This window comes from Bacillus stercoris (assembly GCF_029772985.1).
Taxonomy (GTDB): domain Bacteria; phylum Bacillota; class Bacilli; order Bacillales; family Bacillaceae; genus Bacillus; species Bacillus stercoris.
Window position 1 is genome coordinate 774,511 of the sequence record NZ_CP121861.1, and the last position, 25,072, is coordinate 799,582.

At 41.1% G+C, this 25,072-nt stretch carries 23 protein-coding genes; 21 read left to right on the forward strand and 2 right to left on the reverse strand.

Annotated features, from left to right (window positions below; all coding sequences use genetic code 11):
• Positions 1–12: 12 nt before the first annotated feature.
• From QA442_RS03975 to QA442_RS04045, 15 genes are all read left to right on the forward strand, one after another.
• Positions 13–1,671, forward strand: a complete 1,659-nt coding sequence (locus QA442_RS03975; RefSeq protein WP_095431962.1) for a DUF2339 domain-containing protein — start codon at positions 13–15, stop codon at positions 1,669–1,671.
• A gap of 130 nt (positions 1,672–1,801) precedes the next feature.
• Positions 1,802–2,539, forward strand: a complete 738-nt coding sequence (locus tag QA442_RS03980; protein ID WP_095431961.1) for a lipoprotein YvcA — start codon at positions 1,802–1,804, stop codon at positions 2,537–2,539.
• A 314-nt stretch (positions 2,540–2,853) separates the two neighbouring features.
• Positions 2,854–3,591 (forward strand): lipoprotein YvcA, encoded by a 738-nt coding sequence (locus QA442_RS03985; protein ID WP_071582365.1) that lies wholly within the window; start codon positions 2,854–2,856, stop codon positions 3,589–3,591.
• On the forward strand, positions 3,581–5,485 hold the full coding sequence (locus tag QA442_RS03990) for a DUF6792 domain-containing protein (RefSeq protein ID WP_071582366.1): 1,905 nt from the start codon (positions 3,581–3,583) through the stop codon (positions 5,483–5,485). The genes QA442_RS03985 and QA442_RS03990 overlap by 11 nt, the downstream gene beginning before the upstream one ends.
• Positions 5,486–5,499: 14 nt before the next feature.
• Complete coding sequence (locus tag QA442_RS03995) at positions 5,500–5,859, forward strand: hypothetical protein (protein WP_040081718.1); 360 nt, start codon at positions 5,500–5,502, stop codon at positions 5,857–5,859.
• A gap of 166 nt (positions 5,860–6,025) precedes the next feature.
• Positions 6,026–7,795: a multidrug resistance ABC transporter ATP-binding protein/permease BmrA gene (gene bmrA / locus QA442_RS04000; protein WP_095431960.1), complete on the forward strand. Its 1,770-nt coding sequence runs from the start codon at positions 6,026–6,028 to the stop codon at positions 7,793–7,795.
• A 125-nt stretch (positions 7,796–7,920) separates the two neighbouring features.
• Positions 7,921–9,375: a tetratricopeptide repeat protein gene (locus QA442_RS04005; RefSeq protein WP_095431959.1), complete on the forward strand. Its 1,455-nt coding sequence runs from the start codon at positions 7,921–7,923 to the stop codon at positions 9,373–9,375.
• Positions 9,376–9,755: 380 nt separating this feature from the next.
• Positions 9,756–11,165, forward strand: a complete 1,410-nt coding sequence (gene cwlO, locus QA442_RS04010; protein ID WP_071582368.1) for a peptidoglycan DL-endopeptidase CwlO — start codon at positions 9,756–9,758, stop codon at positions 11,163–11,165.
• A 217-nt stretch (positions 11,166–11,382) separates the two neighbouring features.
• On the forward strand, positions 11,383–12,333 hold the full coding sequence (gene trxB, locus QA442_RS04015; protein WP_069150380.1) for a thioredoxin-disulfide reductase: 951 nt from the start codon (positions 11,383–11,385) through the stop codon (positions 12,331–12,333).
• A 318-nt stretch (positions 12,334–12,651) separates the two neighbouring features.
• The gene (locus tag QA442_RS04020; protein WP_080478281.1) at positions 12,652–13,128 is read left to right on the forward strand and encodes an 8-oxo-dGTP diphosphatase; all 477 of its coding nucleotides are present in this window, start codon (positions 12,652–12,654) and stop codon (positions 13,126–13,128) included.
• A gap of 24 nt (positions 13,129–13,152) precedes the next feature.
• Positions 13,153–14,040, forward strand: coding sequence for an RNase adapter RapZ (gene rapZ / locus QA442_RS04025; RefSeq protein WP_003235371.1), 888 nt, complete (start codon positions 13,153–13,155; stop codon positions 14,038–14,040).
• Between the two features lies 1 nt (position 14,041).
• Complete coding sequence (gene mgfK, locus QA442_RS04030; RefSeq protein ID WP_095432029.1) at positions 14,042–14,995, forward strand: gluconeogenesis morphogenetic factor; 954 nt, start codon at positions 14,042–14,044, stop codon at positions 14,993–14,995.
• Between the two features lie 22 nt (positions 14,996–15,017).
• Positions 15,018–15,968, forward strand: coding sequence for a DNA-binding protein WhiA (gene whiA, locus QA442_RS04035; protein WP_003243775.1), 951 nt, complete (start codon positions 15,018–15,020; stop codon positions 15,966–15,968).
• Positions 15,969–15,991: 23 nt separating this feature from the next.
• Positions 15,992–16,249, forward strand: coding sequence for an HPr family phosphocarrier protein (locus QA442_RS04040; protein WP_003219835.1), 258 nt, complete (start codon positions 15,992–15,994; stop codon positions 16,247–16,249).
• A complete protein-coding gene (locus QA442_RS04045) occupies positions 16,250–17,014 on the forward strand; it encodes an arylamine N-acetyltransferase family protein (RefSeq protein WP_095431958.1) in 765 nt (254 codons plus the stop codon). It abuts the gene before it with no gap.
• Between the two features lie 64 nt (positions 17,015–17,078).
• Here QA442_RS04045 and QA442_RS04050 read toward each other — a convergent pair whose 3' ends face one another.
• Positions 17,079–17,279 carry a hypothetical protein gene (locus tag QA442_RS04050; protein WP_411814089.1) on the reverse strand — a complete coding sequence of 67 codons (201 nt, stop codon included), beginning with the start codon at positions 17,277–17,279 and terminating at the stop codon, positions 17,079–17,081.
• A 136-nt stretch (positions 17,280–17,415) separates the two neighbouring features.
• Between QA442_RS04050 and QA442_RS04055 the strand changes: the two genes are divergently transcribed.
• The 5 genes from QA442_RS04055 to psdB all read left to right on the forward strand — a co-directional run bounded on the left by QA442_RS04055 (position 17,416) and on the right by psdB (position 23,080).
• Positions 17,416–18,186, forward strand: a complete 771-nt coding sequence (locus tag QA442_RS04055) for a DUF6973 domain-containing protein (RefSeq protein WP_043940202.1) — start codon at positions 17,416–17,418, stop codon at positions 18,184–18,186.
• A gap of 339 nt (positions 18,187–18,525) precedes the next feature.
• Positions 18,526–19,239: a two-component system response regulator PsdR gene (gene psdR, locus QA442_RS04060; protein ID WP_095431956.1), complete on the forward strand. Its 714-nt coding sequence runs from the start codon at positions 18,526–18,528 to the stop codon at positions 19,237–19,239.
• Complete coding sequence (psdS, locus tag QA442_RS04065) at positions 19,233–20,303, forward strand: two-component sensor histidine kinase PsdS (RefSeq protein WP_095431955.1); 1,071 nt, start codon at positions 19,233–19,235, stop codon at positions 20,301–20,303. The genes psdR and psdS overlap by 7 nt, the downstream gene beginning before the upstream one ends.
• 82 nt (positions 20,304–20,385) lie before the next feature.
• Entirely contained in the window at positions 20,386–21,165 is a 780-nt protein-coding gene (psdA, locus tag QA442_RS04070; RefSeq protein WP_014665486.1) for a lantibiotic ABC transporter ATP-binding protein PsdA, read from the forward strand.
• Entirely contained in the window at positions 21,140–23,080 is a 1,941-nt protein-coding gene (psdB, locus tag QA442_RS04075) for a lantibiotic ABC transporter permease PsdB (RefSeq protein WP_095431954.1), read from the forward strand. The genes psdA and psdB overlap by 26 nt, the downstream gene beginning before the upstream one ends.
• Before the next feature lie 36 nt (positions 23,081–23,116).
• On the opposite strand, the gene QA442_RS04080 is transcribed toward psdB, so the two are convergent.
• Complete coding sequence (locus tag QA442_RS04080) at positions 23,117–24,094, reverse strand: 2-hydroxyacid dehydrogenase (RefSeq protein WP_081483646.1); 978 nt, start codon at positions 24,092–24,094, stop codon at positions 23,117–23,119.
• 382 nt (positions 24,095–24,476) lie between these two features.
• Here QA442_RS04080 and QA442_RS04085 point away from each other — a divergent pair, with 382 nt between their 5' ends.
• On the forward strand, positions 24,477–25,070 hold the full coding sequence (locus QA442_RS04085; RefSeq protein ID WP_095431953.1) for a beta-class carbonic anhydrase: 594 nt from the start codon (positions 24,477–24,479) through the stop codon (positions 25,068–25,070).
• The last annotated feature ends 2 nt before the right edge of the window (positions 25,071–25,072 follow it).

A 25,072-nucleotide genomic window follows, 5' to 3' on the forward strand; every position in this document is an offset into this window, starting at 1 on the left:
AATGAGGAGAGAATGGTGAACGAAAAAATTGATGAACTGAACAAAAAAGTTGGACGTTTGGAACTAGAACTGGAAAGTGTCAAAAGGGAGATCGCATATCTCGCTGCTGGCAAGAAAGAACAAACAGTAGTCAAAACGGAAGAGCACCCAAAAATCAACAAGGAAACCGAAGTTCCACAAAAGACACCGGCTCCGCGAAAAGAGAACCGCACTTTAGAAAACATGGCGGGAAATTGGCTTCCGAAGATCTTTATTTTTGTTTTTCTTCTTGGTATGATTTGGGCATTTGTGGCAGCTGCAGAAAAAGGCTGGATCAACGCATATATGAGGGTAGGGGCAGGACTTATTGTCTCTATTGTGCTATATGTTCTCGGTAGCAGGTCACATAAGAAAAATGCCAGTGTATTGGGCAGTTCATTATTGGCGGGCAGTAATATTGTCTATATTATTTCTTTGTTTGCGGGTAACATGCTGTACCAGATTATACCGACGCCGCTTACGATGATCCTTCTTGCTGCAGGCGTTGCGGGCGGTGTGTACATATCAAGAAAATACCGATCACAAACACTGATTGCGATTATCGTCGCAGGTGTTTACTTGTATCCTTTTTTATTTGGCGGGAAACAAGGAAATGAATACATCTTTTATGTATATGAGTCATTGGTTTTCGCAGGCTTAATATATGAGACAGTTAAACAAAAGTACAGCGTAGCATGGAATATAGCAAACTATGCTTTCATATTAGCGATTTTTGCTTTCTTATCATTTACAGATGCGCAGGTGACGGGTTGGACACTTGCTGTATTTATCCTACAGCAGGCGATTACGATCCTATCAGCCTTACGATCGAACAGCCAATTTAAAAAAGCTGTCTATCTCACAGCTGTTACAATCGGAGCTTTTGTCGTTTTTATTACAGGGGTTGTCCTGTACATGAAAAACGATACAGCCTTATACGCTTTTTATACTGCTGCATTTGTGTTTTACCTGTTGTTAAGCTTATGGAAAAGTAAAGAATTTGCCGAAATCAAACATACGTTTTTTCTCATTTCTATGATTTATTTTAATGTATTGGCAGCGGATGCATTAGCTGAAAATGTGAGCTTGCTGTACATCATATTCACCTTACAAGGAATCATCATGTGTTACGTGTCATACCGCAAAAAAAGCTGGTTGATCGGCATTGCCGGAGTGATTGTATTATTACAGGCAGCCTGCGGCCTCATACAATACCCGGCACGTTCATTACACGTTCTCAGCATTGTCTCTTGGCTGCTGCTGATCTGCTCACTATTTGGCGGCTATCTGTATTCGAAGAAAATACATTATAAACAAATCACAATCGTTATTTCGTCCGCTGTTTCATTGCTGCTGCTTGTATTCTTCAGCAAATTATCCATATGGATGTCGGATAGGATTGACGGCGTATCGGTAAACGTCGGAGTATCCCTGTCTTGGTTTATATTTGTCATTGTGATGTATGCTGTTTATTACGCAACCAAAGAACAGACATGGAACCGAATTGGGCTGATCTTTTTATTCATTACACTTGCCAAAATAATTTTAATAGATTCTGCTTCGATTGATATTGTTTGGAGAGCGGTCTTATTCATCTTGTTAGGGGTCATTGGCCTGTTTATATCAAGAGTATTTTATTCGAAAAAAGAGTAACAATCATGTCTGGTCAAGACTGCCGATAGAATGCGGCGGTCTTTTTTCAGTATGATTCTATATTGTAATACGGCTAGAACTAAATAATCATGTTGTAACAATCTATCAGTTAAACCCGTGGAGGTTCGTCATGAAAAAAATCATCTTGCTTTGCTTCTGCTTATTACTTACTCTGACAGGCGGATGCAGTATGAACAACAAAGAAAAAAACAACACAAAAGACAATAACGCAGAAGCCGTAAAACCAAAGGGCATGGATCCAAAAGACCTGCCGCAAGTTCCGGCATTTCAGGACGAGAAGACGAGAGAGTATATGGTGTCAACGAAAGAAGAGGAGCCAGGGTATTATTTGCTTGAGTCTAAGCTGAAAGGGTTTAGGATGTTGTTTCCGGAGGATGGACAGTACGCACCTGATCTTTCTAGTACAGGAGAAAATGAAGAAACAATAGTATTTGATAGTTTTAATAAAAAAACTAACATTCAATATGATGTTCAACTGGATTATCATCAAGACAAAAGTTTTGCAAATGACAAGGATATAATGATTGACATAGTAAGTGGAAGAAACAGCTATATAGGAAAATATGAAAAAAGGAAACAATCCGATAAAATTGTATATTCTGCGCAAAAGAAAAGTGTTTTTGATGATGCAGAGGAAAAGAAGTACTTTTCTTATAGATTTTTTGGTTATGTTAAATCAACAAAAGAGGATTATCTGGGGATAGAGTATTCGTTTCGATTTGCCTGCTATAGTGATGAAGAGGCTTGTTCATTAAAGAAAGATGAAGCGAGAAAAAAAGTTGAAAAAATAATAGACTCTATTACCTTTTTAATAGTTAAAAAAGGAGATATAGAGAGTGGAGAATAGGAATATATTGAAGACTTTAAGATAACCTAGAGCAAAATTATATAGAAGCCACTCTGAAAACTAAGGGAAGAACCGTATGATAAACGCCTCTTTTCGTTTTGTGAAAAAAGTAACGGGTATTTGGATGTGTATGAGGTGTTTTGCTAGATTTGTTAGTGAAAGGAGATCAAAACCAAGTCGGATTTCCTATTTATCCAAATTCCTCCATGATGTAACATAGAAAAGGATAAAATAATCACTTATTAACCAGGTCAATAGAATTATTTTTGGTTTGAAATAGAATTCTATTCTCACAAAACCCGTGGAGGTTCGTAATGAAAAAGATCATATGTATTTGCTTCAGCTTATTACTTGCCCTGACAGGAGGATGCAGTATGCATGACAATGATAAAAACACCACAAATGACAATAAAACAGAAGCCGTAAAACCAAAAGACATGGATTCAAAAGACCTGCCACAAGTTCCGGCGTTTCAAGATGAAAAAACGAGAGAGTACATGGTGTCAACGAAAGAAGAAGAGCCGGGGTATTATTTGCTTGAATCTAAGCTGAAAGGGTTTAGGATGTTGTTTCCGGAGGATGGGGAGTATCTCCCTGATTATTCTGCGTCAAATGGAGAAAATAGTGAATCGATTGGGTTTCAAAGCTATAATGAAAAATCAAATATTCTCTTAGATGCGCAAATAAGCTACTATAACAAATCTTCTTTTATTAATGATCCAGAGACAATGCTGGACCAAATTAGTAATGAGAATGGTTACAAAGGAAATTTTAAGAAGCAACAAACTGACGGAAAAGTAGTTTACGCAGCAACAAAAAAAAGCAATTTTAAAAACAGTGATCGTAAATATAATTTTTCCTATCGTTATTTTGGATATATAAAATCCAATGAAGAAGATTATTTGGGGATAGTATATTCTTTTATAGTCCGCTGTAAAAAAGATGATAAACCTTGTACTTTGGATGAAGCTCGAGCAAAAGAAAAAACTGATAAACTAATTAATTCTATAACCTTTTTAAGAAATAACAAGGAGGTTAGAGATGGAAAATAAGAATGTTTTCGCAAATGAAAATGTAAAGCTCCGTTTAATTAACTTAGAGTATGCCTATAAAGAAAAGTTTGCATCGAACAATCCGGAAAAAGTAAAAAAAGCCAAAGAAGAGTTTGAAACTGAAATACGGAGGATCTATAAAGAAGAAACTAACTCTGAGCTTCCTAAAGAAATAGAGATATATACTTCACACGAACTTATTCAAGAAAATAAGAACATAGATAAACGGATTAAAGATTCTGGTTATGATGGTACAGCGATTTATATAAAGGAAAAGAAAAATGATATAGAGCAGCTTCATATTATTTCTGAGGGGAGTGCTGATAACGCAGATTGGTCTTATAACTTCTTTGGTTTGTTTTTAGGTATTGATGATAACCAATACAGAGCTACGAGAGAATTTGTAAAGAATTCAAAGAAAAAAGCAGGTAACTCTGAGGAATTAAGAACATTTGCGCTAGGACATTCTCTTGCTAATAATAACCAAGTATTAGCTCAATTAATTGATGGGGAATTTGATGAAGTATATGGAGTGAATGGGGCACAAATAAGTATCGACCAACTTTTATTAGCTGATAGAAATTTGGTGGATTTTTTATTAAATAAATATGATCTTAGTCGTCAAGAGCTTAAAGAGCTTCCGCGAGAACAGCTAAAAAAAACAATCACCCAATATTACAATGACAAAGGCGTCACAGCAAACATCACCCAGCGTATTTCCAAAGATGACCCGCTTTATGGCGTCAGCGGAAAGGCTGATTTTATTACATTTGGCAATGTAAAGATGAAAGATACAAATACAGATGTCAAAGGAATCAGAAGCATTATAGATAAGATTCCTGATGAGGAAGTCCGCTCTATCCAAACTTTTTTACGGAAGTATTCGGAAGAATATAAAAAAGGTGGGTTAAACGGATTTGTCATGGCTTCGACTGGGATAGATGCAGAGCTTGTCGGCAGTATTATTAGTGCTGATGGAAATATGGCGAAAGGGAAAATAGTGAAAGACCGGTTTGGTGACATACAGGTAATGGTTAAAAATATCGGGGAAAAAATGCCGGCCTTTATCAAATTCTTTCATACTATCTTGAATAATAGCGGAACAGTTGTGGATCAGCTTGAAGAGAATGGGTACATTAATGATACGCAAAAGAAGAGTATCAAAAAACAGTTAAAAATAGTTAATAATAAGATAGGCGATATAGAAATTCAATATAAACAGTTAAAATACGCGCTTTCTACTAATAATGTAGTTGCAATTGTTTATTATGTCTGTGAGTTAATAGGTAGTGTTAATGAATTAAAAGATGCATTTGAAACACTCAACACAGAAACAAAAGACGCACTAAAACTCATCGTCGACGGCCACAGCATCGTTCAAATGCTCAACGCCTTGTCGAAGGAAAAAGGCTTCAGCTATAAAGGCTCAGATATTTATTTTACAGGCAAGAGCGGCTCGGGAGAAACAATTCAAGTCAATCTCTCATCCGCTGTCAGAATCTATCAAAACGGTATGAAAATCGTTGAAGATATGGAAGATGCGATTTCTCAGTACCAGAAGGTTTACAGTCAGGAAATAGATGAAGACTTCATAGACAAAAAACAGGCGATCACCACGGCGATTCATCATATGGAAGAAAACCCTTCGCATTATGCCTTCGACCTTCAATTCCGGCTTGCAGCTGGTTTCAGCCACACATTCGATAAATTGGAAAAAATCTCAGTTCATGAATCATTCCACACAGGAGCGCTTCCTGCTAATGATGGAATTGTTGCTGAATTAAAAAAACAGACAACAGAAAAAAGAGATTTTATCAAAAATATCCGCGAGAGTATTGAAAAGCTGTTTGAAAAAGAAGAAATGATTTCTCAGTTATTTGATTTTCAGCCTTAGGAGGAATTTGAAGAGTGACTTCCTTATTTTCAGAAAGTGAAACAGAAATTGTATCAACCACCTATATGTTTCTGACCAAAGATGAAATGAAGGGGAAAGCGGGCGCCCTCAATCAACCGATCAACGACTTTCTCAGCCTGACAAAGAAATTTGAGGCTTCATTAAAAGAGGAAATCAAGGGGCAAAAAGGGTTGATTGTAAAAAAAATAAAAGAAGAACTTGAGTCGAAAAGCGAAAAACGAAAAGCTGCCCTTCAGATGATAAAAGAAGAACATACCGCAAAAGTGGATCGGTACAAAATGATAATTGAAGACCTGCGGCAGCAGGATGTAACATTGACTTACAGAAAAAAGAAGCCAGTGAAAGATGTCTAACATAAAAAATCTCCTATTCAAACAATGAGTGGGAGATCTTTTATTTTCATCACGGCAAAAATATACTGAAAAAGTCTCTCGCCATTGATATGATTGAGAAAGAGTAAAAATCATCCTTTTGCTATGACTTTTCACCTTTCTGAACGCTGAAACAGGAGGAAAATATATGCCAACCCAGAAACAAAAATCTAAAAGTAAATTGAAACCCTTTTTTGCCTTAGTAAGACGGACCAACCCTTCTTATGGAAAGCTCGCCTTTGCGCTTGCCCTCAGTGTTGTAACCACGCTGGTCAGCCTGCTCATTCCATTATTAACGAAGCAGCTTGTCGATGGTTTTTCTATGTCAAATCTGTCAGGCACGCAAATCGGTTTGATCGCGCTGGTGTTTTTCGTTCAGGCGGGTTTAAGCGCTTATGCCACCTATGCGCTTAACTATAATGGACAAAAAATCATTTCCGGGCTGCGGGATTTATTATGGAAGAAATTAATTAAGCTTCCTGTCTCTTATTTCGATACAAATGCTTCCGGAGAAACAGTCAGCCGTGTAACGAACGATACGATGGTGGTCAAAGAATTGATTACAACCCATATCAGCGGATTTATTACAGGCATCATTTCTGTCATTGGATCATTGACAATCTTGTTTATTATGAACTGGAAGCTGACACTGCTTGTGTTAGTGGTCGTTCCGCTGGCCGCTCTTATTTTGGTGCCGATTGGAAGGAAAATGTTCTCCATTTCACGGGAAACGCAAGATGAAACGGCCCGTTTTACAGGCCTGCTGAATCAAATTCTCCCGGAAATCAGACTTGTTAAAGCTTCAAATGCGGAGGATGTCGAATATGGGCGCGGGAAAACGGGGATTTCGTCATTATTTAAGCTTGGCGTTCGTGAAGCTAAGGTTCAATCACTTGTCGGCCCGCTTATCTCACTCGTGTTAATGGCAGCCCTTGTCGCAGTCATCGGATATGGCGGCATGCAGGTATCTTCAGGCGAGCTCACGGCCGGAGCGCTCGTGGCTTTTATTTTATATTTGTTCCAAATTATTATGCCGATGGGCCAAATTACAACATTCTTTACACAGCTGCAAAAATCAATCGGTGCAACAGAACGAATGATTGAGATCTTGGCAGAGGAAGAGGAAGATACAGTGACGGGAAAACAAATCGAAAATGCGCATCTGCCTATCCAGCTTGATCGCGTGTCTTTTGGATATAAGCCCGATCAGCTGATCTTAAAAGAGATCAGCGCCGTCATTGAAGCAGGGAAAGTGACAGCGATCGTCGGTCCGAGCGGCGGGGGAAAAACGACGCTGTTTAAGCTGCTTGAACGCTTTTACTCTCCGACTGCAGGGGCTATTCGGCTGGGGGACGAGCCGATTGACACTTATTCGCTTGAATCGTGGCGGGAGCATATCGGATATGTATCACAGGAAAGCCCGTTAATGTCGGGGACAATCAGAGAAAATATTTGCTACGGGTTAGAACGAGATGTAACAGATGCTGAGATCGAAAAAGCCGCGGAGATGGCCTATGCGCTCAATTTCATAAAGGAGCTGCCGGATCAGCTTGATACAGAAGTGGGCGAACGCGGCGTCATGCTGTCAGGCGGACAAAGACAAAGAATCGCGATTGCGAGAGCGCTTCTCCGTAACCCAAGCATTCTTATGCTTGATGAAGCCACTTCAAGCCTTGACAGCCAATCTGAAAAGTCAGTTCAGCAGGCGCTTGAGGTGCTGATGGAGGGCCGCACAACAATTGTTATCGCTCACCGCCTATCTACCGTTGTAGACGCGGACCAGCTTTTGTTTGTTGAAAAAGGGGAAATTACCGGTCGTGGAACACACCATGAATTAATGGCTTCCCATGATCTTTATCGGGATTTTGCTGAACAGCAGCTGAAAATGAACGCGGATTTAGAAAACAAAGCCGGGTAAATTTTGGTCGAATCAGCCAATAAAAAAGAGGAGGGAATTTCCCAATCCTTCCTTTTGAACTATTGAGGGGCTTACGATTTATGGTATACTACTGACGGTAATATTGTATAAAACGGAGGGTAGTTGTGGGAAAACACACTTCTGAACATAAAAATCACGCACAAATTGTCCAGCTGCTTCAAGATGGACAATATTTTTTTCATAAAGGTTTGAAAGCGTATAAAGAGCGCAATCTGAAACGGGCAAGCAAACTGATTCAGCGCGCGGTTCATTTGGAGCCGGAGGATTCGGAGATGCTTTCACAGCTTGCGGTCATTTACTCGGAAATGGGCCAGTATCAAGAGTCGAACGATCTTCTTGACTATATCATGGCTAATCTGGAGGCCGAAATGCCGGAGTGCCATTACTTTAAAGCGAACAACTTTGCCCACCTGGGGCTCTTTCAAGAAGCTTATAAAGAAGCGGCCGCTTATTCTGATGCGGACCCGGACGGTGAATTCGCGGAAGAAAACGATAGTCTGCTTGATTTGCTCGATTTAGGAGACGATGGCATTGAGGATTCGTTGTATGATCAGGATGAACTGCTGATGAAACAGGATCGGGCAAAATCATTGCTGGAAAGCGGCCAGCTTGCTGAAGCGGTTGCGGCGCTTGAGGAAATCACAGCTGAATATCCGGAGCTTTGGTCAGCATACAACAATCTGGCGCTTGCCTATTTCTATTCCGGAAACGTTGTAAAAGCGAAGCAAACCGCGTATGAAGTGCTTTCTCATAATGAAGGAAATCTTCACGCCTTATGCAATCTTCTCGTTTTCTACTATTATGAAAGAGAAGATGAAAAAGTGGCGGAATTGAGTGAGCAGCTTTCTAATGTCTATCCAATGCTGTTGGAACAGCGTTATAAACTGGGTGCTACCTTGGCGCTTGTCGGCCGTTACGAGCTTGGGTATAAATGGCTCAAATCATTATATAAAACCGGCTTTGAAGGTGACGACACATTCTTTTACTGGCTCTCGTGCTCCGCTTATTTTACGGGGCATACCGACTTTGCCGAGACGATCTGGAGAAAAGTCGAGTCGCAATACCCCGGAGAAGACCGCCCTGCGCCTTGGGTTGAGCGAAGGGAAGCACTTCCTTCATCTGTAGAACAGCGTCTCGCAGCCTATTATATCAGCAGTACAAAGGGAGAAACGGAGCATCTTGAAGCGGTAATACGCTCAAAGAGAATTACCGCTCCTTTTGAAAATCACTTTGTAAAGCTGCTTTTGAATGGAGACTCTGTGGCAGCTGACGTTTCAGAGGATGCTCTGTTCGCCTATCAAACGGTCAAATTATTAGAGCAAGCTGAAAAAGAAGAGATGACAACAGAAGTCATGAGCTGTTGGGTTTTCCATGTCATCCAGCAAATCCGCGCAGCCGCTCCTTTGAAGAATAAGAAAGGCTGGGCGGCAGCGATCTGTTATATTTGGAAAGAAGCCCACGGCAAGCAAGACACGAAAAAAGACACAGCAGCCCGATTTGGCATCTCTCCGGCAACGTTGACGAAATATATGAAATATATTGATGATATTCTAGAATAGTATATTTTGAAGAGTCGATTTGTTTAATCGACTCTTTTTTTGTTTGATAGATTATATTAAGAAAATAATATCGACAGTTTTTTTACACGCTTAAGAAAAATGACAAATGATGTGTGGCTTGACATCTGTTTGAAACATAAATGTAATAAAATTTATCGCTAATTTGTCGAAACTTGATGGTATAATGATTCTCGTACATAAGGAATTAGTGTTTTTTACATATGATGTGAAATAAACGCTATACAACCAGAATAAGAGATGCACAGAATAATTAACCATAAACAACCATCATTCCTCGTAGAGTATGAGGAACGAAACTTGATGTTCAAAATACGATTCCAAATGAGGACAGGTTCACAGTAAAAGGGAGGATATAAAAAGTGAGAAAGAGTTTAATTACACTTGGTTTGGCTTCCGTCATCGGGACAAGCAGTTTTTTGATCCCATTTACAAGTAAAACTGCATCGGCGGAAACATTAGATGAAAAGAAACAAAAAATCGAAAGCAAGCAATCTGAGGTTGCTTCCAGCATTGAAGCGAAGGAAAAAGAATTAACTGAGCTTCAGGAAAATCAATCAAAGATTGAAAAAGAACTGCAAGACATTAACGCTAAGGCGCTTGATACAAGCAACAAGATCGAAGATAAAAAAGAAGAAAACGATAAAACAAAAGAAGAAATCAAAAAACTGAAAAAAGAGATTAAAGAAACAGAAGCACGCATCGAAAAACGCAATGAAATCCTGAAAAAACGCGTTCGTTCTTTACAGGAAAGCGGCGGATCTCAAGGATACATAGATGTTCTTTTAGGATCAACAAGCTTTGGTGACTTTATCTCTCGTGCGACTGCGGTTTCATCTATTGTGGACGCAGACAAAGATTTAATCAAACAGCAAGAGCAGGATAAAGCGAAGCTCGAAGATTCTGAAGCGGATTTGAATGACAAGCTGAAAGAAGTTCAAGCTGCATTGGCTAAATTAGAAACAATGCAAAAAGACCTTGATAAACAGCTTAATGAAAAAGACAAGCTTTTCGACGAAGCAAAAGCAAGCCAAAAGAAAACGGCTAAAGCGATTTCTGAATTAAAATCAGAGGCGTCTGAACTTGCAAATCAAAAAGCAAATACTGAAGCTGAACAAGCTCGCATCAAAAAAGAACAAGAAGCAGCTGCTGCTTTGATCAAAAAGCAGGAAGAAGCACAAAAAGCATCTGATGAAACACAAACAGATGACAGCCAAACGGCTACAACTGAATCAGCAAAAGCAAGCTCATCTGATGATTCTTCAGACAATTCTTCTAACGGTTCATCAAACAGTTCGTCTAACGGCTCATCTTCTAAGAAGAGCAGCGGCTCAAACAGTAATTCAGGCGGCACTGTTATCAGCAACTCCGGCGGAATTGAAGGCGCGATCAGCGTTGGTTCAAGCATTGTAGGACAATCTCCATACAAGTTTGGCGGCGGGCGCACTCAGTCTGATATCAACAATCGTATTTTTGACTGCTCATCATTCGTACGCTGGGCATACGCTTCTGCAGGTGTTAACCTTGGACCTGTTAGCGGAACGAGCACTGACACTTTAATTAATAAAGGAAGAGCTGTCAGCCCGTCAGAAATGAAGCGCGGAGACTTAGTTTTCTTTGACACATACAAAGTAAACGGTCACGTTGGGATTTATTTAGGAAACGGAACGTTCCTTAATGACAATTCTTCACATGGTGTTTCAATTGATTCTATGAATAACCCTTACTGGAAAAAATACTTCAATGGTAATGTAAGACGTGTTGTTCAATAATAAATAAGACAAGGGCCTTCTATGGACAGAAGGCTCTTTCTTTAATATATACATACCCTTTTGAAATACATTTAATCGCGTTTCAAAAAAAATGAGCAAAAAAATAGCGTATCACCATGAGATTTTATAGGATATGGGTAAGGAATACGTTTGATGGGGATTCTTATCTTATAAGAAAGAGCCCAAACTTGAAAAGATGGTTTAAGGAGTGAATAGTGTGTCAGAAGAAAAAATTTATGACGTGATTATAATCGGCGCGGGCCCTGCTGGGATGACGGCCGCTGTATACACATCGAGAGCAAATTTATCGACATTAATGATTGAAAGAGGAATTCCCGGCGGACAAATGGCCAATACGGAAGATGTAGAAAACTATCCTGGATTCGAAAGTATCCTTGGGCCTGAGCTTTCTAACAAAATGTTTGAACACGCGAAAAAATTCGGCGCCGAATACGCTTATGGCGATATTAAAGAAGTCGTTGACGGCAAAGAGTACAAAGTAATTAAAGCTGGTTCAAAAGAATATAAAGCGCGTGCTGTCATTATTGCTGCAGGTGCGGAGTATAAAAAAATCGGTGTGCCTGGCGAGAAGGAATTAGGCGGACGCGGTGTATCTTATTGTGCGGTATGTGACGGGGCTTTCTTTAAAGGCAAAGAGCTTGTTGTTGTCGGCGGCGGAGATTCTGCGGTTGAAGAAGGTGTGTACCTGACACGTTTCGCTTCCAAAGTAACGATCGTTCATAGACGTGATAAACTCCGTGCGCAAAGCATTCTTCAAGCGAGAGCATTTGATAATGAAAAAGTTGACTTCCTATGGAACAAAACCGTGAAAGAAATTCATGAGGAAAACGGCAAAGTCGGTAACGTAACGCTTGTCGATACGGTAACCGGTGAAGAAAGTGAATTCAAAACAGATGGCGTATTCATTTACATCGGGATGCTTCCTCTATCTAAACCGTTTGAAAACCTGGGCATTACGAATGAAGAAGGCTACATCGAAACAAACGACCGCATGGAAACTAAGGTTGAAGGGATTTTCGCTGCCGGAGACATTCGCGAAAAATCACTGCGCCAAATCGTAACGGCTACAGGAGACGGAAGCATTGCGGCACAAAGCGTTCAGCATTATGTCGAAGAGCTTCAAGAAACGCTGAAAACCTTAAAATAAAAAGGGCTGTCATACGAGTTTCACATTACGTTACTGGGTTTTAATTCCGCTGTAACACATGTGTAATGCTTTTCGGTTATGATTAATAAAGTAATTGACCCCCTTTTTATAATGAATACACTTTTTTGGCACGGATTCTCCAGTTATCCGTGTCCTTTTTTTGTCCAAAAATAAAAGATGAATGCCGATTACAGCAAAATCATCTGAATTAACGAAAGAATATGCTGTAAAATAGAAGAAAAGATTGTCAATGTCTCTTCATTGTGGGAGGCATCTTGAAGCGGTATAATAAAGAGACGATGACAGGACGAAGGTTAGGTGACGTACTTGCAAAGAGTGACAAATTGTGTGCTTCAGACGGATGACAAAGTTCTTCTGCTGCAAAAGCCGAGACGCGGCTGGTGGGTCGCGCCGGGCGGCAAGATGGAGAGCGGAGAATCAGTCAGAGACTCCGTCATCAGAGAGTACAGAGAAGAGACTGGTATCTATATCATAAATCCTCAATTAAAAGGCGTTTTTACCTTTATTATTAAAGACGGTGACCACATTGTCTCCGAGTGGATGATGTTTACGTTTGTCGCTGATTCTTATACAGGACAAAATGTATCAGAATCCGAGGAAGGCAAGCTGCAGTGGCATGATGTCAATGACATTCAGAGCCTGCCTATGGCCCCTGGAGACGGCCATATCCTTGATTTTATGATGAAGGGACAAGGGCTGCTGCACGGCACATTTACGTATACACCGGACTTTGAGCTGCTCAGTTATCGTTTAGACCCGCAGCATATCAAATAGAAAGACAAGTCAGGGGGGAGAAAGATGAGTGTTAGTGAATCACATGATATTCAGCTTGTCATTATAACCGGAATGTCGGGAGCGGGGAAAACTGTCGCCATTCAAAGCTTTGAAGATCTCGGCTATTTCTGCGTCGATAATCTTCCGCCTTCATTGCTTCCGAAGTTTTTAGAGCTGATGAAGGAATCAAATTCGAAAATGAGCAAAGTTGCGCTCGTGATGGATCTGCGCGGCCGCGAATTTTTTGACAGGCTGATTGAAGCGCTGGATGAAATGGCCGAGAATCCGTGGATCACACCGCGAATTTTATTCCTGGACGCGAAGGATTCCATTCTCGTCACGAGATATAAAGAAACGAGACGCTCGCATCCGCTGGCAGCGACTGGCCTGCCGCTTGAAGGCATTGCGCTGGAACGAGAGCTGCTTGAGGAATTAAAAGGCCGTTCTCAAATCATTTACGATACATCTGACATGAAGCCGCGTGATTTACGCGAAAAAATTGTAAAGCACTTTGCCTCAAACCAAGGAGAGACATTTACCGTAAATGTGATGTCATTTGGTTTTAAATACGGTATCCCGATTGACGCAGATCTCGTCTTTGATGTCAGATTTTTGCCGAATCCGTACTATATCGAAAGCATGCGGCCGCTGACTGGCAAGGATGAAGAGGTTTCCTCTTACGTCATGAAGTGGAATGAAACGCAAAAGTTCAATGAGAAATTAATTGATCTGCTGAGCTTTATGCTTCCATCTTACAAAAGAGAAGGAAAAAGCCAGGTCGTCATTGCGATCGGCTGCACAGGGGGCCAGCACCGCTCTGTGACACTTGCCGAGAATCTAGCTGATTATTTCAAAAAGGATTACTATACTCATGTTACTCACCGGGACATTGAAAAGAGAAGCCGGAAATAAGATGGGACAAAAACCGAAAATCGCAATCTTTGGCGGCGGTACGGGACTTTCTGTATTGCTTCGGGGCCTAAAACATAAACCCGTTGACATCACGGCCATTGTAACAGTTGCCGATGATGGGGGAAGCTCTGGCCGTCTGCGGAATGAACTGAAAATTCCGCCTCCCGGAGACATCAGAAATGTGCTTGCCGCTTTATCCGATGTGGAGCCGCTTGTTGAAGATCTTTTTCAGCACCGCTTCAATAAAGGGAATGACTTAACAGGCCATTCTCTCGGGAATTTGATTTTGGCAGCGATGACAAATATAACCGGTGATTTTTTTCACGCTGTCACAGAAATGAGCAAGGTGCTGAATGTAAGAGGGAAGGTTTTGCCGGCTGCAAATACCAGTGTTGTTTTGCATGCTGAGATGGAAGACGGCCGCGTGGTCTCAGGCGAGTCAACGATTCCAGAATACGGACAGCGCATTAAGCGTGTTTTTCTCACGCCTGAACAGATTGACCCGCTGCCGGAAACGATAGACGTGATCAGGGAAGCGGATTTGATTATTATTGGCCCGGGAAGCCTCTATACAAGCATTCTTCCCAATTTGCTCGTCCCAAAAATCGGGGAAGAAGTGATAAAGGCGCCGGCGAAAAAAGTATACATTTGCAACGTCATGACTCAGCCCGGTGAAACGCTCCATTACACCGCTGCTGATCATGTGAAAGCGCTAAATCAGCATATGGGCTGCGGTTTTATTGATACGATATTAGTGAACAGTGAAGACATTCCCGACGAAATAAAGCGTAAGTACGAAATGGAATCCGCACGTCCTGTTGATTTTGATATCGATGAGCTGAAAGCGATGGGGCTTGAAGTCATCAGAGACCAAATCGTAACGTATAAAAATGACGTAATTCGTCACGATACACATAAAGTGGCCTCTCTTCTTGTTGATTTACTGAAAGAATGAAGCCTTGAAATGAGGTGGCTATATGTCATTTGCATCAGAAACAAAAAAAGAATTAACCAATCTGGAAGTGAAAGACTGCTGCATTAACGCCGAGCTGTCTGCACTCATCCGGATGAATGGAGCTTTATCATTTACAAACCGCCATCTCGTACTCGATGTTCAAACCGAAAACGCGGCGATTGCCCGCCGCATCTATACATTGCTGAAAAAACAATATGACGTGTCGGTCGAGCTGCTGGTCAGAAAGAAAATGCGGCTGAAAAAGAACAACGTCTATATTGTGCGTTTTTCAGAAAATGCAAAAGCGATCTTAGAGGATTTAAAAATACTCGGGGAGAATTTTGTGTTTGAACGAAGTATTTCGAAAGAGCTGGTCAAAAAGAGATGCTGCAAGCGTTCTTATATGAGAGGAGCATTTTTGGCAGGAGGTTCGGTCAATAACCCGGAAACCTCCTCATATCATTTAGAAATCTTCTCTCTTTATAAGGAGCATAACGATTCATTATGTGACCTGTTAAATGAGTTTCAGTTAAACAGCAAAACGCTTGAACGGAAAAAAGGCTACATCACCTATTTAAAAGAGGCTGAAAAGATTACAGAGTTTCTGAACGTAATCGGCGCTCACAACTCGCTTCTGCGATTTGAGGATGTCAGAATCGTCCGGGACATGAGAAATTCGGTCAACCGCCTCGTCAATTGTGAAACAGCCAACTTAAACAAAACGATCGGCGCTTCGCTGAGACAGGTGGAAAATATTAAATACATCGATGAAAGAATCGGCCTGGAGGCGCTTCCTGAAAAACTTCGGGAAATCGCGCAGCTGCGGATTGATTATCAGGAAGTGACGCTGAAAGAGCTGGGGGAAATGGTAGCAAGCGGGAAAATCAGCAAATCAGGGATCAATCACAGGCTGAGAAAACTTGACGAAATCGCAGAACAGCTGCGGACAGGGCAAACCGTCACTTTAAAATAACCGTAAAGAAAAGGGGAGATCTTATGGTTCAACAGAAAGTGGAAGTTCGATTAAAGACAGGACTGCAAGCACGTCCTGCTGCTTTGTTTGTACAAGAAGCAAACCGGTTTACGTCAGATGTGTTTCTTGAGAAGGATGGGAAAAAAGTAAACGCCAAAAGCATCATGGGGCTGATGAGCCTGGCGGTAAGCACAGGCACTGAGGTTACCTTGATTGCCCAGGGAGAAGATGAACAAGAGGCGCTGGAGAAGCTGGCTGCTTACGTTCAAGAAGAAGTTTAGGTGATAAAAATGAGTGACTTTCTAAAAGACTGCTTTCAGAAAATCGGCTGGGAGAAAGACCATGTCAGCTTCGGCGATCTTCCCCTTTTTCTCAAAGCAATGGCATACCGTTTTCCATTTGAAAACCGCGCCGTACTTGCAAAAGAGAATTATAGGGTAACAAAAGAAGATCTATGGCGCCGTCTGGTCAAAGAACAGCACGGCGGCCTATGCTACGATTTAAATGGTTTCCTTTATTTTGTCTTGCGTGAGGCCGGGTTTCATGTGAAGCTCATTCGAGGAACGGTTTATGCAGGCAATCAAGAGGGATGGGCGCTAGAAGGGACGCATGCTGCTGTATTGCTGTCTGCGGAAAACGGCGATTACCTCGCTGATATTGGTTTCGGCATCAACCTGGCGCTTCAGCCGATACCGATTTCCGGAGAAACGGTACAGTCACCAGTCGGGTCATTCCGAATCAAAAAAGAAGAGACAGAAATGGGCAGCCATGTGCTGCTGATGGACAAAGGAGAAGGCTGGCAAATTGGGTACGCCTTTACCCTTGAAGAGAGCGATCTCTGTGATTTAGATAACATGAAGGACATGATTCACTCTCATGAAAAATCTCCTTTTAACAAATCACCGCTTGCCTCAAAGCTGACACCGAGCGGAAGGATGGTCATGTCAGACCGCCATTTCACGATTCATGAAAACGGCGGTGACATTCAAAAAAGGGATATCGGCCCTTCAGAATTTGAAGAGAAATTAAATACTCATTTTTTGTAACGTAAAAAAGCTTGCAGGTTATCTGCAAGCTTTTTTTGTGAACAAAGAAGATAGTTGTGACCTATCAGGAACAAGTATTAATAGCCATATCAAAAGCATCCTCGGGAATATATATTTTACCGTTGTCAATCTTATAAGGAATTTGATTTTCTTTAAAGCATTTTTTGTTATTTTCTGTTACTGTATCTCCCCATTCAGTGAATTTACCTGTGTAATTTTTTTCACAACCAGAAATTATACAGAGGACAGAAATTAACATTAACATTTTTTTCAAATTAATCACCCTCTCACAGTTTATTTCAACTATATCAAAAAATACCTTTTGTGAAAATAATTGTTGATAATACACTTTTGATATGATAAAATTTTACATGTTATTACATTATTTGGAGGTTTAATTTGTGAAAAAGAGTATAATTCTGTTATCAAGTGTAGTAATTTCAGCAACAATTTTTACTTCATCAACGGCTTTAGCCAAAGAATATTCACCAGATAAACTACAATATTCAAAGACCGAACACACAAAAAAGAATAAATTATATTTAACTGAACAGGAACTCAGAAATACGGACTTCAATATGTTAAGTAAAGTAAATGATCAACTAGAAAAAAAGATTGCTAACAAGAATTATACAGAAGAAGAACTTAATCAAATTGCTGCTAAAGCAATTCAGCAAGCAATTCAAAATAAATCAACTTCTTTTTCAGCTATGGATTACAGTATTCCCGGTTTTGGAGCTTTAACTGATGCAGAGATTCGTTTAGCAAAAAGTAATCCGCTTGAATTTGTGAAGTATGGTAATGCTGCACAAGAAGCTAAAGCGGAAGCGGAAAAATATTATGGTAAAGAACAACTTGGGAAAGGAAATGGAGATGCATTTCGCCATAGTTATTGGAATGCACGTCTAGTACAATCGTTTGGCGGAGGACCAAGCCATGGGTATAATAGAGCAAAAGTATGGGCAACGGCACATGAATCAAAGTCTTCAGGTTTAGATAAACAGATGGATCTTATGAACAATGAAACTGGGAGATTTCTTGCTACTGAAAACTATTATACATATAGTAGCGTAAAATATAGCAGTGTCTTAAGAAGTATGGTTAAACAAGGTAGTCTAGTAAGGATCGTGAATGGTAAGTTAGTAGCTACTAACGGTACTACAGGAAAATAGTTTTTATTTTGGTTTTGTTAGAATATTTTATAGACTTTTTCGCTTGTTGATTATATCCATTTGTTTGGATTTAGTCACAAGCTTTTTTATTATAAAAAGCACATAACTTAACCAAAGGCAATAAAAAAATCATATGAATTTTTTATTAATTGAAAAAGAGAACTTACTAAAAACTCTCAACTATATTATATATTTCGGTTAAAATATCACTTTATTGGCTTTTACAACTTTACCTATTTTGACTGCTTTCTATAGACAATCGCTTGGTTTCCCTTATGCTATAATAATTTTGGAATCTTCTAGAAAAATCATCGTGATGTACATATAAGGGGGATCAACGTGTATCAGATTTTGCTTGTGGAAGATGATGAGCGGATTGCTTCTTTGCTGGGCGGTCATCTTCAAAAATACGGATATGAAGTAAAAATTGCTGAACAGCTGAATGATATAAAATTGGAATTTGCAGAAATGAAGCCTGATCTTGTCCTGCTTGACATCAACCTGCCTTTTTTTGACGGGTTTTATTGGTGCAGGCAAATACGTACGATTTCTAATGCGCCGATTATCTTTATATCAGCACGGACCGATGAGCTGAATCAGGTAATGGCGATTGAAAATGGCGGCGATGATTATATCACAAAGCCGTTCCATCTAGAGGTAGTGATGGCCAAAATCAAAAGCGTCCTGCGCCGCACATATGGTGAATATTCGCCCTCTTTGCCGCAGGAATCAAGAATAGTGGAACTTGGCGGGCTGACGATTTATCCTGATCAGAATGAAGCGGAGTGGAACAGTGTCCGGATTTTGTTTTCCAAAAAAGAATTCCAGCTTCTCTCGATTTTTGTGAGGGAGCATAAAAAAATTGTCTCCCGTGATGTGCTATTGGAGGCGTTATGGGATGACGTTGATTTTGTCGATGACAACACGTTAACGGTCAATGTCAACCGGCTGCGGAGAAAACTGGAGAATGCCGGACTGAAAGATTGTATTTCAACAATCAGAGGACAGGGCTATCAATTTCAAGTCAATCGGAAGGATGAAGCGGAGTGTTAAAGACGTATCTCATCGACCGTTTCGCCATTATACTATTTTCATTATTAGGGATAGGGGCCAGCATGCTGATTGCGTATTTAAGCATCATAGAGAGCGGCGCAGAACCATCTAAAGAAAATATGGTGTATATATGGATTTTGCCTGGTGTTCTTTTAGCTGCCGGTTTTGCAGCTGATTACGTTCGGCAATATTCCTTTCTCACCTATGTCAAAAAGCTTGCAGAGCAAGCGTCTGCTGCAAATGACATCGGACAGTCTTTGAAAGCCCGAAAGCCAAGAACAGGAGAGCAAGCGCTTTGGACGAAAATGATCAACGCGCTCGGGCAGCAATACGAAAGCAGGCTCTCACAATATATCAATCAGCAAAAGCAGCATTATACCTTCACCAATCAATGGGTCCACCATATGAAAACACCGGTATCCGTCATTTCCTTAATGATTCAGGAAGGAAAAAGCGGAACCGCACCCTCTTTTCCGACGTTTTTAGAGGAGCTGGAGGATGAGAATGAGAGATTTCGCCACGGTCTTGATATGATGCTGCAAACGGCCAGGCTGGAGGAATTCGCCTTTGATGTAAAGCCGCAAACCTTTGATTTGGCCGAAATGGTTCGTTCACTGATCAATCAGGAAAAACGTCAGTTTATTAAACGGCGCCTTTTTCCAACATTACATGTGCCGCCAAATGCCGTTCAGATTTCCAGTGATCAAAAGTGGCTTTCCTTTGTTGTCGAGCAAATCCTTTTCAACGCTTTAAAATATTCAAAGCAAGGTGTTGGAGACCCTATTACAATCCAGATTGAAACACAGGGACATGAGACACGATTGTCGGTTGCCGACGAAGGAATCGGCATACCGCCGCAGGATCTGCCGCGGATTTTTGACGCGTTTTTTACCGGAGAAAACGGACGAACCATGAAAGAGGCAACTGGAATGGGCCTTTATTTAGCAAAACAGGTGTGCAGCCGTCTCGGCCATAAGCTGTATGCGGAATCAAAAGAAGGGGCTGGCACTGTGATGACCATCGTGTTTTCAAGTGACACCCTCGTGAATGTGACAGCATTGTAAGGTTGGGGAGCGGAATTGCAAGAAAGTTCGATGGGAGGATGCTGACTTCCTTTTTATAATAAAGAAAAAGGAGGAGCAGAACATGAACGTGTTGCAAACAACGAACCTATCGAAAACGTACTATTCAAATAAAGGGACAATCTCATATCAAGCGCTCAGCGGCTTTGATCTCAGTGTGGCAAAAGGAGAATTTGTCGGGATTATGGGGCCGTCTGGAAGCGGAAAAACCACGCTCCTGAATTTGCTGGCTACCATTGATAAGCCGACGCAGGGCGAGATGATGATCAACGGCATTCAGCCGAAAACATTAAAGGATCAGGACTTAGCTATGTTTCGCAGAAGAGAACTAGGCTTTGTCTTTCAGGACTTTAATCTACTCGATACGCTGACGATACGTGAAAATATTCTCTTGCCGCTCGCATTGGATAAGGTAAAGCTGAAAGAAATGGAAGCCCGTTTGGATGAACTGGCGGATACGCTGCAAATCAAGCATATTCTTGACCACCGGACATACGAGGTGTCGGGCGGGCAGCAGCAGCGGGCAGCTTGTGCCAGAGCGATTATTCACAATCCGGCCCTCATTCTTGCAGATGAACCGACAGGAAACCTCGACTCAAAATCGGCAAAGCAAGTGATGAACACGCTGGCTCAGCTGAATGAAGAAAAGGAAGCGACGATTTTATTGGTTACGCATGATGCCACAGCGGCAAGCTTCTGTAAACGGATTGTGTTTATTAAAGACGGACGTTTTTTTTCAGAGATTCACAGAGGAACAAACAGGCAGGTGTTTTATCAAAGTATATTGGATACCTTGAGTGTGTTGGGAGGCGATTTTCATGAATTTGAGAACCATCGCCCGTAAAAACATTCTTGGGAATCTGCAACGATATGTCGCCTACTTTTTAAGCTGTGTGTTTGCCGTTTCAGTGTTTTTTGTCTTCACATCTTTTATTTTTCATCCTGATGTCAATGAAGACAATATATATGGCGGAAGCCTTGTCAAAACATGCTTGAGTGCAGCTCTTGTCGTCATCATTGTGTTTTGTATATTTTTCATCACATATTCCAATTCGGCTTTTTTGCAGGCAAGAAAGAAAGAGTTTGGCCTGCTGACGCTGTTTGGGACATCAAAGCAGCAGCTTCGCAAGATGATTTATTATGAGCAATCACTCATTGCTCTTGCAGCGATTGCGGCCGGCATTGGAGCAGGTCTTTTATTTTCAAAACTGTTTTTTATGATCATGACATGGATGCTCAGCGTGAAGGTGCCGATTTCGTTTGCCATTGTACCGAAAGCGTTTGTGATGACAGCTGTCGGCTTTCTCATCCTGTTTCAGACGCTGCTCATTTTATCACTGGGGCGGATTCGGAAGCTGGAAATCATTGAACTGATTAAATCGGCCCAAAAGCCGAAAAGCCTGCCGGTCTATTCGAAATGGCTCACTGTGCTGTCTTTGCTTTGTCTTGGCAGCGGTTATTACTTATCTGCAACAGCCAATGCGATCGATATGATGTTTCGTGTCTTTCCAATTTTGATTTTAGTATTAATCGGGACGTATTTCTTTTTTACCCAAAGCAGTGTGGCGTTCTTCCGCATGCTGTACAGAAAGAAAAACAGCTTCTATAAAGGCACGAATATCATTGTGCGTTCCAACATGATATTCAGGCTGAAGGATCATGCACGCATGCTGTTTTTAACCTCTGTCATTACGGCGGTCATACTCACAGCTACAGGTGTCATCTATATGTTTTATTCCGATTTACAAACGCAGGAGGAGCAAAGCATTCCTCAGTCTGTTTCCTGGGTGGAAAAAGACGCGTCGCGATTTCAGGTCATGAAGCCTGAGACGGCTGAGCATACATTGAAAAAAGCTCATGCTGTTATCAAATATAAGGTGGATACAACAGGGATTCCGGTCACTTTCCAATCAGATTTGCCGTATGGAAACAAGAAAACAGAAACGGAAGCCTTGCTGATTCCAGCAAATATCTATAATCTAGTCGCAAAGGAAAAAGGGCTTCCAGTTATTCATTTACAAGAAAATGAAGCATTTATTAATGTTCCTTTTCAAATGATGGTGAAAGACACATTTGGAGAAGGGGAAACAGCGGCATTTCATATGAAGTCAGGAAAAACACTTTCCTACACAATGAAAAAGCAGCAAAACAAAGGGATATTGATGTCAGTCGATGGAGTCAGCCGTTTATTGGTCGTCAGCGAAAAGAGCTTTGACAGTCTGTCACAGAATGTGCCGCTGAAGGAACAGATGAGAGTGGTAGGTTATGAGCTTGAGAATTGGCAGGAGACGGTGGATGTCTCTGAAAAGCTTGAAAACATGGTGCCGAAAGAACATACATCTGATTTTCAAACGCGTGCTCCAAGCTATCAAATCGTGAAGCAGGGAGTTGCATTAATGCTGTTTATTGGTCTGTTTGTCAGCGTGCTGTTTTTTATCGTGCAAGGAAGCATGCTGTATTTGCGGATGTTTACAGAAATAGAAGATACAAGAGTGCAAGTTTTAGCATTAAAGAGAATGGGAATTACGGACAGAGAGATTCACTCGATCCTTGGAAAACAAATTGGATTTTTGTTCTTCATCCCATTTATTGCGGGCACAATTCACGCCGGCTTTGCGTATGCTGCGTTAAGCAATATGCTGAATTCCAACTTATTTTTTGAGGCAGTAATTGTCATCTTCATTTATTTTGTGTTCCAGGCTGTTTATTATATCGTTACCCGCCATATTTATAAGCGTGCTGTTCTTCAGCGTATGTAATATAAAATCCGGTCTGTATCAGACCGGATTTTTGATTTATTGAAATTCTCTTGTGAGATTTTTCGGTGTTTGTCCTTGAATGGCTGCGATCATATTTTCGGCAGCCTGTTTGCACATGTTGAAGCGCACTTTAGCTGTTGCTGAACCAATGTGAGGAAGCAACGTGACATTATCCAACTGTAAGAGCGGGTTATCTTGGGTAACAGGCTCTTTTTCGTATACGTCTAAGCCGGCTCCTCTGATCCAGCCTTCCTGAAGGGCGCGAATCAGCGCTTTTTCATCAACTGTCTTTCCCCGGGAAATATTGACGAAAATTGCTGAATCCTTCATCATCTTAAATTCACGTTCGCCTATCATATGGTACGTTTCATCTGTTAGCGGCGTAATGAGCAGAATAAAATCAGATTGCTCCAGCAATGTATCAAGCTCAGCGTACTTAACGCCGATGCTGTCTTCCGTTTCTTGTTTGCGATGGCGGTTATGATAAAGCACTTCCATATCAAAACCAAATTTGGCGCGTCTCGCTGCTTGTTCGCCAATTCTACCCATGCCGATAATGCCTAACGTTTGATGATGAACGTCAATGCCGAAAAGCGCTTCCTCTTCAACGGTTCCCCATTTTCCCGCTCTGACAAAACGGTCCAGTTCGGCAACACGTCTGGCAGAAGACAGAATCAAAGAAAAGGCCAGATCTGCTACTGTGTCATCCAGTGTATAAGGTGTATGAGTGCCGACGACGCCTCTTTCTTTCATTGCTTCTATATCGAAGTTATCGTAGCCTACTGATTGGTTGCTGACCACTTTGAGCTTTGGCGCGTGTTCCAGCAATTCACGATTGATTGACGGTCCGGACGTTCCTGACGTTAAAAGCCCTTCCGCATCTTTTAATTTCTCAAATAGCACATCACTCGGAAGCGTATCCTCCTGCCATACTTCATAACGGCAATGTTCACCGATGAATGCTTCAATCTCTTCAGGAATCGGTTTTGTGATAAATACAAATGGTTTCAACAAGGCTCCCCCTTTATTGCTGTTGTCCATTTTATTATATCGGAAATAAATAGATGTTAAAAATATGGCTGTGTCCATTTTAATTTCTGGTTCTTTTGAACTTAAAATGGAGATCGGACAGCTAAATCCGCTTAAAAAAGTTTTTTAATTATCAGAATTCACCTATATTTTTTGTCAGACAAATCATCAATATCGAGTTGGAGCCAGATTATAGGATTCAATAAATATAAATTTTATTATCTTTGAAAGATATAAATGTTTATGTTTTGATTCTACAGTCCAATTATAGTGTCTTTTTTTGAAAGCCTTTTCGCGGTGTATTCCTATGCTATAATTCCTTACTGTAAGCTGGGGAAGAAGGCTTGCAAAATTATATGGATGGGAGATGAATCAAATGGTTTCTTTAACATCAATTTTGGAACACAATCAGCGGTTTGTCAGAGAGAAGAAGTATGAACCGTACAAAACGACTAAGTTTCCTTCAAAAAAGCTCGTCATTGTCACCTGTATGGATACAAGGCTTACAGAACTTCTTCCGCAAGCAATGGGGCTTAAAAACGGTGATGCTAAAATTGTAAAAAACGCGGGAGCCATCGTTTCTCACCCATTTGGAAGCGTGATGCGAAGCATACTGGTCGCGATTTATGAATTGCAGGCTGAAGAGGTGTGCATTGTCGGCCATCATGAATGCGGAATGTCAGGACTGAATGCTTCCTCAATTCTTGAGAAAGCAAAGGAACGCGGAGTAGAGGATAGCTGCCTGAATTTGCTGACGAGCGCCGGACTTGATTTGAAAACGTGGCTGACCGGTTTTCACAGCGTGGAAGAAAGCGTTTCCCACAGTGTGAATCTGATCAAGAACCATCCGTTGCTACCGAAAAAGGTGCCGGTACACGGGCTTGTCATTCATCCTGAAACAGGAAAACTAGATGTGGTCATTAACGGTTATGAAACTGAGCTCATAAACACACATTTATAAGG